The sequence below is a fragment of the Enterobacter sp. 725m/11 genome, assembly GCF_011683705.1.
Classification (GTDB): Bacteria; Pseudomonadota; Gammaproteobacteria; order Enterobacterales; family Enterobacteriaceae; genus Enterobacter; species Enterobacter bugandensis.
Genome location: NZ_JAAQOK010000047.1, coordinates 23,875 through 34,177, shown reverse-complemented (window position 1 = coordinate 34,177; position 10,303 = coordinate 23,875). Strand labels below are relative to the sequence as shown.

10 protein-coding genes are annotated in these 10,303 nt (G+C 54.4%); 8 read left to right on the top strand and 2 right to left on the bottom strand.

The window, feature by feature from the left end; all coding sequences use genetic code 11:
• Window positions 1-256 precede the first annotated feature (256 nt).
• From cyoA to HBA26_RS18280, 6 genes are all read left to right on the top strand, one after another.
• Window positions 257-1,204, top strand: coding sequence for a cytochrome o ubiquinol oxidase subunit II (gene cyoA / locus HBA26_RS18305; RefSeq protein WP_008503322.1), 948 nt, complete (start codon window positions 257-259; stop codon window positions 1,202-1,204).
• A 16-nt stretch (window positions 1,205-1,220) separates the two neighbouring features.
• Window positions 1,221-3,212 (top strand): cytochrome o ubiquinol oxidase subunit I, encoded by a 1,992-nt coding sequence (gene cyoB / locus HBA26_RS18300; protein ID WP_028012157.1) that lies wholly within the window; start codon window positions 1,221-1,223, stop codon window positions 3,210-3,212.
• Window positions 3,202-3,816: a cytochrome o ubiquinol oxidase subunit III gene (locus HBA26_RS18295; RefSeq protein WP_003859057.1), complete on the top strand. Its 615-nt coding sequence runs from the start codon at window positions 3,202-3,204 to the stop codon at window positions 3,814-3,816. The genes cyoB and HBA26_RS18295 overlap by 11 nt, the downstream gene beginning before the upstream one ends.
• Window positions 3,816-4,142, top strand: a complete 327-nt coding sequence (locus HBA26_RS18290) for a cytochrome o ubiquinol oxidase subunit IV (protein WP_006176899.1) — start codon at window positions 3,816-3,818, stop codon at window positions 4,140-4,142. The genes HBA26_RS18295 and HBA26_RS18290 overlap by 1 nt, the downstream gene beginning before the upstream one ends.
• Before the next feature lie 11 nt (window positions 4,143-4,153).
• Window positions 4,154-5,041, top strand: coding sequence for a heme o synthase (cyoE, locus tag HBA26_RS18285; protein ID WP_003859062.1), 888 nt, complete (start codon window positions 4,154-4,156; stop codon window positions 5,039-5,041).
• Between the two features lie 148 nt (window positions 5,042-5,189).
• Window positions 5,190-6,551 (top strand): MFS transporter, encoded by a 1,362-nt coding sequence (locus HBA26_RS18280; protein WP_028012156.1) that lies wholly within the window; start codon window positions 5,190-5,192, stop codon window positions 6,549-6,551.
• A 32-nt stretch (window positions 6,552-6,583) separates the two neighbouring features.
• Here the strand turns inward: HBA26_RS18280 and HBA26_RS18275 are convergent, their stop codons facing one another.
• Window positions 6,584-7,075 carry a YajQ family cyclic di-GMP-binding protein gene (locus HBA26_RS18275; RefSeq protein ID WP_023293165.1) on the bottom strand — a complete coding sequence of 164 codons (492 nt, stop codon included), beginning with the start codon at window positions 7,073-7,075 and terminating at the stop codon, window positions 6,584-6,586.
• 121 nt (window positions 7,076-7,196) lie between these two features.
• On the opposite strand from HBA26_RS18275, the gene panE reads away from it, so the two are divergent.
• Both panE and yajL read left to right on the top strand, forming a co-directional pair.
• Complete coding sequence (gene panE / locus HBA26_RS18270) at window positions 7,197-8,108, top strand: 2-dehydropantoate 2-reductase (protein ID WP_069733282.1); 912 nt, start codon at window positions 7,197-7,199, stop codon at window positions 8,106-8,108.
• Window positions 8,071-8,664 carry a protein deglycase YajL gene (gene yajL, locus HBA26_RS18265; RefSeq protein WP_126345110.1) on the top strand — a complete coding sequence of 198 codons (594 nt, stop codon included), beginning with the start codon at window positions 8,071-8,073 and terminating at the stop codon, window positions 8,662-8,664. The genes panE and yajL overlap by 38 nt, the downstream gene beginning before the upstream one ends.
• An 87-nt stretch (window positions 8,665-8,751) precedes the next feature.
• Here the strand turns inward: yajL and thiI are convergent, their stop codons facing one another.
• Window positions 8,752-10,200: a tRNA uracil 4-sulfurtransferase ThiI gene (gene thiI, locus HBA26_RS18260; protein WP_126345112.1), complete on the bottom strand. Its 1,449-nt coding sequence runs from the start codon at window positions 10,198-10,200 to the stop codon at window positions 8,752-8,754.
• Between the last annotated feature and the right edge of the window lie 103 nt (window positions 10,201-10,303).

Genomic DNA, 10,303 nt, shown 5'->3' with positions numbered 1-10,303 from the left:
TCCGTCGTCGGCAGCGTCAGATGTGTATAAGAGACAGCTTTTAGGGTATGCTTGGGGGTCCTTTCGTTATAAAGCCCATATCATGCGGCTTCGGTCATAAAAACCGACATAATCTGCAACACTTGTGACACGTGCGGCAGAACCCGGTAACACCTTCCTGACACAGGCCTAATGATGTTTACAGTAATGTAACCTTCCCGTAAAATGCCCGCACACTTTAAACGCCACCAGACTCCCGTGGAATTGAGGTCGTTAAATGAGACTCAGGAAATACAATAAAAGTTTGGGATGGTTGTCATTATTCGCAGGTACTGTATTACTCAGTGGCTGTGATTCTGCACTACTAGACCCCAAAGGACAGATTGGACTGGAACAACGTTCACTGATATTGACGGCTTTTGGCCTGATGTTGATTGTGGTTATTCCTGCCATTTTGATGGCTGTTGGTTTCGCCTGGAAGTATCGTGCGAGCAATAAAGATGCGAAGTATAGCCCGAACTGGTCACACTCCAACAAAGTTGAAGCTGTGGTCTGGACGGTACCTATCCTGATCATCCTGTTCCTTGCCGTGCTGACCTGGAAAACCACTCACGCACTTGAGCCAAGCAAGCCGCTGGTTCACGATGAAAAACCTATTACCATTGAAGTGGTCTCCATGGACTGGAAATGGTTCTTCATCTATCCAGAGCAGGGCATTGCTACCGTGAATGAAATCGCCTTCCCGGCGAACACTCCGGTTCAGTTCAAAGTGACCTCCAACTCCGTAATGAACTCCTTCTTCATCCCGCGTCTGGGTAGCCAGATTTACGCGATGGCCGGTATGCAGACGAACCTGCATCTGATCGCGAATGAAGCAGGCACCTACGATGGTATCTCCGCCAGCTATAGCGGCCCGGGCTTCTCAGGTATGAAGTTCAAAGCTATTGCGACGCCGGACCGTGCCGCTTTCGACCAGTGGGTTGAAAAAGCGAAGCAGTCTCCAAACACCATGTCTGACATGGCGGCGTTCGAAAAAGTGGCTGCACCTAGCGAATACAACAAGGTGGAGTACTTCTCTAACGTGAAACCAGATTTGTTCAAAGACGTTATTGGCAAATTTATGGATCACGGCAAGAGCATGGACATGACCCAGCCAGAAGGCGAGCACAGCGCGCACGAAGGTATGGAAGGCATGGACATGAGCCACGCGGAAACCGCTCACTAAGGGGCCGAGGAAGAAAATGTTCGGAAAATTGACACTGGATGCAGTGCCCTACCATGAACCGATTATCATGGTTACGGTGGCTGCAATTATCATTGGTGGCGCGGCCTTAGTTGGCCTGATCACTTACTTCGGTAAGTGGAGCTACCTGTGGAATGAGTGGCTGACTTCGGTTGACCACAAAAAACTCGGTATCATGTACTGCATCGTCGGTATCGTCATGTTAATTCGTGGCTTTGCGGATGCAATTATGATGCGTAGCCAGCAGGCACTCGCGTCTGCGGGCGAAGCCGGCTTCCTGCCACCGCACCACTACGATCAGATCTTTACCGCCCACGGCGTTATCATGATCTTCTTCGTGGCGATGCCGCTGGTAATCGGTCTGATGAACGTTGTCGTTCCGCTGCAAATTGGCGCGCGCGACGTAGCGTTCCCGTTCCTGAACAACCTGAGCTTCTGGTTCACGGTTGTCGGCGTTATCCTGGTTAACCTGTCACTGGGCGTGGGCGAATTTGCACAGACCGGCTGGCTGGCTTACCCGCCGCTTTCGGGAATTGAGTACAGTCCGGGTGTAGGCGTTGACTACTGGATTTGGGCGCTTCAGCTCTCCGGTGTCGGTACCACCCTGACCGGTATCAACTTCTTCGTGACCATCCTGAAGATGCGTGCACCAGGTATGACGATGTTCAAGATGCCAGTATTTACCTGGGCATCTCTGTGCGCCAACGTACTGATTATCGCGTCGTTCCCAATTCTGACCGTCACCATCGCGCTGCTGACCCTGGACCGCTACCTGGGCACCCATTTCTTCACGAATGATATGGGTGGCAACATGATGATGTACATCAACCTGATTTGGGCCTGGGGTCACCCGGAAGTGTACATTCTGGTTCTGCCTGTCTTCGGTGTGTTCTCCGAAATCGCGGCAACCTTCTCGCGTAAACGTCTGTTTGGTTACACCTCTCTGGTGTGGGCAACCGTGTGTATTACCGTTCTGTCGTTCATCGTTTGGCTGCACCACTTCTTTACCATGGGTGCGGGCGCGAACGTAAACGCCTTCTTCGGTATCACCACCATGATTATCGCCATCCCTACCGGGGTGAAGATCTTCAACTGGCTGTTCACCATGTACCAGGGCCGTATCGTGTTCCACTCAGCAATGCTGTGGACCATCGGCTTCATCGTGACCTTCTCCGTAGGTGGGATGACCGGCGTACTGCTGGCGGTGCCAGGTGCTGACTTCGTTCTGCACAACAGCCTGTTCCTGATTGCGCACTTCCATAACGTTATTATCGGCGGCGTGGTCTTCGGCTGCTTCGCAGGTGTGACTTACTGGTGGCCTAAGGCGTTTGGCTTCACGCTGAACGAAACCTGGGGTAAACGCGCGTTCTGGTTCTGGATCATTGGCTTCTTCGTGGCGTTTATGCCGCTGTACGTGCTGGGCTTCATGGGTATGACCCGTCGTCTGAGCCAGCAGATCGATCCGCAGTTCCACCCAATGCTGATGGTTGCAGCGGGCGGTGCAGCGCTGATTGCCTGCGGTATTCTGTGCCAGCTGATTCAGTACTACGTGTCCATCCGCGACCGTAACCTGAACCGCGACCTGACCGGTGACCCATGGGGTGGCCGTACGCTGGAGTGGGCAACCTCTTCTCCACCACCGTTCTATAACTTTGCCGTAGTGCCGCACATTCACGAGCGTGACGCATTCTGGGAAATGAAAGAAAAAGGTGAAGCGTACAAGCAACCTGAGCATTACGAAGAGATCCATATGCCGAAAAACAGCGCTGCGGGCATCGTGATTGCCGCTTTCGCAACGGTATTTGGTTTCGCAATGATCTGGCACATCTGGTGGATGGCGATTGTTGGCTTCGCTGGCATCGTAATCAGCTGGATTGTGAAGAGCTTTGACGAGGACGTGGACTACTACGTACCAGTCCGTGAAGTTGAAAAGCTGGAAAATCAGCATTTCGACGAGATTTCTAAAGCGGGGCTGAAAAATGGCAACTGATACTCTGGCGCACTCAACTGCCCACGCGCATGAACATGCGCACCATGATACAGGACCGACCAAAGTCTTCGGTTTCTGGATCTACCTGATGAGCGACTGCATTCTGTTCTGCTGTCTGTTCGCGACCTATGCCGTTCTGGTGAACGGCACAGCGGGCGGCCCGACCGGCAAGGACATCTTTGAACTGCCGTTCGTTCTGGTTGAAACCGCACTGCTGTTATTCAGCTCCATCACCTACGGCATGGCGGCTATCGCCATGTACAAAAACAACAAGAGCCAGGTTGTCTCCTGGCTGGCGTTGACCTGGCTGTTTGGTGCTGGCTTTATCGGGATGGAAATCTATGAATTCCACCACCTGATTATGGAAGGCTTCGGTCCGGATCGCAGTGGCTTCCTGTCCGCGTTCTTCGCGCTGGTGGGTACCCACGGTCTGCACGTGACCTCGGGTCTGATCTGGATGGCAGTACTGATGTTCCAGATCTCCCGCCGCGGCCTGACCAGCACTAACCGTACCCGTATCATGTGCCTGAGCCTGTTCTGGCACTTCCTGGACGTGGTATGGATCTGCGTGTTCTCTGTTGTCTATCTGATGGGGGCGATGTAATGAGTCATTCTAACGATCATGGCGCTTCCCACGGCAGCGTAAAAACCTACATGACAGGTTTCATCCTGTCGATCATCCTGACGGTGATCCCGTTCTGGATGGTGATGAGCGGTTCTGCGTCCAAGCCGGTTATCCTGGGAGCAATCCTGGTGACCGCGGTGATTCAGATTCTGGTGCATCTGGTTTGCTTCCTGCACATGAACACCAAGTCCGATGAAGGCTGGAATATGACTGCCTTTATCTTTACCGTGATTATCATCGCTATCCTGGTAGTCGGTTCCATCTGGATTATGTGGAACCTCAACTACAACATGATGGTTCACTAAGAGCGGCGAGTATGTTTAAGCAATACCTGCAAGTCACGAAACCAGGCATCATCTTTGGCAACCTGATCTCCGTAATCGGAGGGTTCCTGCTGGCCTCTAAAGGCAGCATTGATTACACCCTCTTTATTTACACGCTGGTCGGTGTGTCACTGGTGGTTGCGTCCGGTTGTGTATTTAACAACTACATCGACATGGATATCGACAAGAAGATGGAAAGGACCAAAAATCGGGTGCTGGTTAAAGGCCTGATTGCCCCTTCCGTCTCGCTGGTGTACGCCACCTTGCTGGGTATTGCTGGCTTTATGCTGCTGTGGTTTGGTGCTAACCCGCTGGCCTGCTGGCTGGGGGTGATGGGGTTCGTGGTGTATGTAGGCGTCTACAGCCTGTATATGAAGCGTCACTCCGTCTACGGCACGCTGATTGGTTCTCTCTCCGGCGCTGCGCCGCCGGTGATTGGCTACTGCGCCGTCACGAACGAGTTCGACAGCGGTGCGCTCATCCTGCTGGCTATCTTTAGCCTGTGGCAGATGCCGCACTCCTATGCCATCGCGATTTTCCGCTTCAAGGATTATCAGGCAGCGAACATTCCGGTTCTGCCGGTCGTGAAGGGCATTTCAGTTGCCAAGAACCACATCACGCTCTACATCATCGCTTTTGCCGTGGCAACGCTGATGCTTTCTCTGGGCGGTTACGCCGGATATAAATATCTGGTGGTAGCAGCCGCGGTGAGCGTCTGGTGGCTCGGCATGGCCTTGCGCGGCTACAAGGTGGAAGATGACAAAGTCTGGGCACGCAAGCTGTTTGTGTTCTCGATTGTCGCCATCACCTCCCTGTCCGTGATGATGTCCGTAGACTTCATGGTGCCGGACTCGCAAAACCTGCTGACTTACGTCTGGTAGGTTTATGTGATGATGAAAAGGGTGCTTCGGCACCCTTTTTTATTCACGAAATCTATTAATTACGCATGTAATATTTGTTAAATAAGCCTTTATTTACCCCGCCCCTTCCCCGCACTACACTATGGCCTGCTTTTGAACTGAGGTGGTAATGAACGATTATAAAATGACGCCGGGCGAGCTGCGTGCGACCTGGGGTTTAGGGACTGTTTTCTCGCTGCGGATGCTTGGCATGTTTATGGTCCTGCCCGTTCTGACCACGTACGGCATGGCGTTACAGGGTGCCAGCGAAGCGCTGATTGGTCTGGCGATCGGTATCTACGGCCTGGCGCAGGCAATTTTCCAGATCCCCTTTGGCCTGCTCTCTGATCGGGTGGGCCGCAAGCCGCTGATTGTCGGCGGGCTGCTGGTCTTTGTGCTCGGGAGCGTTATTGCCGCCCTCTCCCACTCCATCTGGGGCATTATTTTGGGCCGCGCCCTGCAGGGCTCCGGTGCGATTGCCGCCGCGGTGATGGCGCTGCTGTCAGATTTAACCCGCGAGCAAAACCGCACCAAAGCGATGGCGTTCATCGGCGTGAGCTTTGGCGTAACGTTTGCGATTGCGATGGTGCTCGGTCCCATCATTACGCACAAACTGGGTCTGCATGCCCTGTTCTGGATGATTGCGGTGCTGGCGACTATCGGGATCGCACTCACCCTGTGGGTTGTGCCAGACAGTAAAAATCACGTCCTTAACCGTGAATCCGGGATGGTTAAAGGCTGCTTTAGCAAAGTCATCGCCGAGCCGCGTCTGCTAAAGCTTAACTTCGGCATTATGTGCCTGCATATTCTGCTGATGTCCACCTTCGTCGCCCTGCCCGGCCAGCTTGCCGCAGCAGGTTTCCCGGCGGCAGAGCACTGGAAAATTTATCTGGTCACGATGCTGATTTCGTTTGTCTCTGTCGTGCCGTTCATCATCTACGCCGAAGTGAAGCGCAAAATGAAGCGCGTCTTCGTGGGCTGCGTGGCGTTACTGCTGATTGCCGAGATTGTGCTCTGGGGCGCTGGCCCGCACTTCTGGGAGCTGATCGCAGGCGTACAGCTGTTCTTCCTGGCGTTTAATCTGATGGAAGCGCTGCTGCCGTCGCTGATCAGCAAAGAGTCCCCCGCCGGTTACAAAGGCACGGCAATGGGCATTTACTCCACCAGCCAGTTCCTCGGCGTGGCGATCGGCGGATCGCTTGGCGGCTGGGTCGACGGCCTGTTTGATTCACAAACCGTGTTTCTCGCGGGCGCGCTGCTGGCGACAGTCTGGCTGCTGGTTGCCAGCACCATGAAAGAGCCACGCTACGTGAGCAGCCTGCGGGTAGAAATCCCGGATGACGTGGAGATTAGCGATGCGCTGAAACAGCGTCTGGAAGGAAAAGAAGGGGTCACAGAGGTGCTGATTGTTCCCGAAGAGCGCAGTGCTTATGTCAAAATTGACAGCAAAGTGACGAACCGCTTTGAGGTGGAGCAGGCGCTGAAGGCCTGAAAAAAAGCCCGGTTGAACCGGGCTTTTTTGTCTTAATCGCGGAAGTTTTTAAACTGGAAAGGTTGACCCAAATCCCCGCCGCGCACCAGCGCCATCACGGACTGGAGGTCATCGCGAGATTTACCGGTCACGCGAATTTCTTCGCCCTGGATCTGCGCCTGCACCTTCAACTTGCTGTCTTTAATCAGCTTAACGATCTTCTTCTGCACCGCGCTCTCGATGCCCTGCTTCAGTTTGGCTTCTACAAACCAGTTCTTACCGCTGTGGACAAACTCGTCCGGCACGTCCAGAGACGTTCCTTCGATGCCGCGTTTTAACAGCTTGGCGCGCAGAATGTCGAGCAGCTGATTCACCTGGAAATCAGACTCGCTCAGCACCTTAATGGTCTTATTTGCGTCGTTCAGCTCAAACGACGCCTCAACGCCGCGAAAATCGAAACGTGACTCAACTTCGCGGGTTGCGTTCTCAACGCCGTTGCGAACTTCCTGGATATCAACTTCGGAAACAATATCGAAAGATGGCATCTTTTCTTCTCCCTTCACTTTTGTTGCGTTGCATAATACCCGCTACGAGGCATAACTCAACAGAAGCTTAGCTGTATAATTAAGCTGTAACACCTGGCGCAGTTGCAGGTGAGGAGGAACAATGAAAATTACGGTGCTCGGATGCGGAGCGCTCGGCCAGTTGTGGCTGACCGCGCTGTGCAAGCACGGACATGAGGTTCAGGGCTGGCTGCGCGTGCCCCAGCCCTATTGCAGTGTCAACCTGATTGGTGAAGACGGAAGCATTTTTAACGAATCCCTCACCGCGAACGATCCTGATTTCCTGGCGCAAAGCGACCTGTTGCTGGTGACGCTCAAGGCGTGGCAGGTCTCAGATGCGGTTAAGACTCTGGCCGCGCAGCTTCCCCCCACGTCCCCCATTCTGCTGCTGCATAACGGTATGGGAACCCTTGATGAGCTGAAAAGCGTCCCGCAGCCTCTGCTAATGGCGACCACCACCCACGCTGCGCGTCGCGACGGGACTATTATCGTGCATGTCGCCAGCGGCGTGACGCACATCGGCCCGGCCAGAACACAGGATGGCGACTACAGCTATCTGGCCGATGTTTTGCAAAAGGTCTTGCCGGACGTCGCCTGGCACAACAACATCCGCCCTCAGCTGTGGCGCAAGCTGGCCGTAAACTGCGTGATCAATCCGCTGACGGCGCTGTGGAACTGCCCGAACGGGGAGCTGAAAAACCATCCGCAGGAGGTGGCGTCCCTGTGTGCAGAAGTCGCGTCGGTCATTGAGCGAGAAGGCCTGCACACCTCAGCAGAGGATTTACGCTGTTATGTCGAGCAGGTTATTGAGAGCACGGCTGAGAACATCTCCTCGATGCTGCAGGACGTTCGGGCATTTCGCCATACGGAGATAGATTACATTACCGGCTATCTGCTAAAGCGCGCCCGCGCGCACGGCATCGCCGTGCCGGAAAACGCCCGTCTGTATGACCTGGTTAAACGTAAGGAGAGTGAATATGAGCGCGTCGGCACTGATTTGCCTCGCTCCTGGTAGCGAAGAGATGGAAGCGGTCACCACTATTGATTTACTGGTACGTGGCGGCATTAAGGTAACAACCGCCAGCGTAGCCAGCGACGGCAATCTGGCAATCACCTGTTCACGAGGGGTGAAAATCCTGGCAGACGCACCGCTTGTCCAGGTTGCTGACGGCGATTACGACATCATCGTCCTGCCCGGCGGCTTAAAAGGCGCGGAATGTTTCCGCGACAGCCCGCTGCTGGTTGAAACCGTGCGTCAGTTTCATCTGTCCGGCCGCATCGTCGCGGCAATTTGTGCCGCCGCTGGAACAGTTCTGATTCCGCACGATATCTTCCCCATCGGCAATATGACTGGCTTCCCGGGGCTTAAGGATACGATCCCGGATGAGCATTGGGTGGATAAACGCGTCGTCTGGGATCCGCGCGTCAACCTGCTGACCAGCCAGGGACCCGGCACCGCGATTGATTTTGGCTTAAAGATTATTGATCTGCTGGTCGGGCGGGAGAAGGCCTACGAAGTGGCGTCGTCGCTGGTGATGCCGGCGGGGATTTATAATTACTATGAAGAGTAGTGCATAAAAAAAGCCGGGTGGCGCGAGGTAAAAGCAAAACGGCAACCTTTGGTTGCCGTTTTTAATGTGAGGGCACCAGGCCGCACGCTACGGACGATACACCTTCACATTTGCGAATCCCTGCTCGCGCAGGTACAGCGCCTGCAGGCGGCTCATCACCCCGCGCTCACACCACAGCAGATACGTTTTGCTCTGATCGAGGTCGCCAAACTTAGTGCTCAGCTTGTAGAACGGCAGAGAAACCACCTCCACGCCTTCAACCTTCAGCGGCTTGTCATCCTGCTCGTCGATGGAGCGGATATCCAGAATAGCATCGTTCGCACCGAAACCACTCACGGTTTCCACTTCAACCACTTCCTGTTCGGTCTGCTGGGCAATCTCGCGGATGTCGATGTTGGACGCTTCTGCCACCACTCTTTCCAGGATGCTGAAATCGAAGTTCTCTTCTTCCGCTTCGATCTTCGCCTTCACTGCCTTGACGGTCGGGCTTTTTGAGATCACGCCGCAGTATTCCGGCATGGTGCGGGCAAAGTCTTCGGTGCCGATTTCGCGCGCCAGGTCGATGATGTGCTCTTTATCGTGGGAGATCAGCGGACGCAGGATCAGCGTATCTGATACGTTGTCGATCAGACGCAGGTTGGTCAACGTCTGGCTGGAGACCTGGCCCAGCGCTTCGCCGGTGACCAGCGCCTGCACGCCGTAGCGCTCGGCGACTTTGGACGCCGCGCGAACCATCATACGTTTGAGGATCACGCCCATCTGGCCGTCGTCCACTTTTTCAAGGATTTCGCCCACTACCGGCTCAAAGTTGATCGCCACAAAACGCACGCGGTGGGAACTGCCGAAGCGGTTCCACAGGTAATGCGCCACCTGACGAACGCCAATTTCATGCGCCGCGCCGCCGAGGTTGAAGAAGCAGTAGTGCACGCGGCAGCCGCGACGCATCAGCATATAGCTGGAGACGCCGGAGTCGAAGCCGCCTGAGATCAGCGACAGCACATCTTCCTGCGTGCCGATCGGGAAACCGCCAATACCTTCATAACGGCCCTTAACCAGCAGCAGACGATCGTTCTCGATCTCAAGGTTAACGGTGACGTCCGGGTTAGTCAGGCGCACGCGCGCCGTCTCAACGTGCTGGTTCAGACCGCCGCCGACGTAGCGCTCGACTTCAATCGAGCTAAACTCGTGCTTACCGCGACGCTTCACGCGCACGCAGAAGGTTTTGCCTTCGATCTGATCGCGGTACTGTACCAGCGCCTTTTCGAAGATATCGTGCATATCGCTGAACGGAACGTCTTCCACTTCCAGAATATGGTGAATACCTGGAATACGGGTCAGCGCGTCGCGAATATGAAGGCGTTTGCTTTCGTCTTTCGCGCGGACTTCAACGTGGTCCCAGTGACGCACTACGGCGAGCGTTTCGTCGTAGTGTTTTAATACGTTACGAATGTTCCCGGTGAGAATTTTAATAAAGCGCAAACGCACAGATTGGCTTTTGATGGTGATTTCAGGGAACAATTTAATGATAAACTTCATGGCGGCAATGTTTCTTAGGCAAGCTTATAAAGGCTTGTAGTGGAAAATGATACAGCAGCCCACACCCGTGGCTGCATCCAGGCGCGCAAGTATACCACCATCG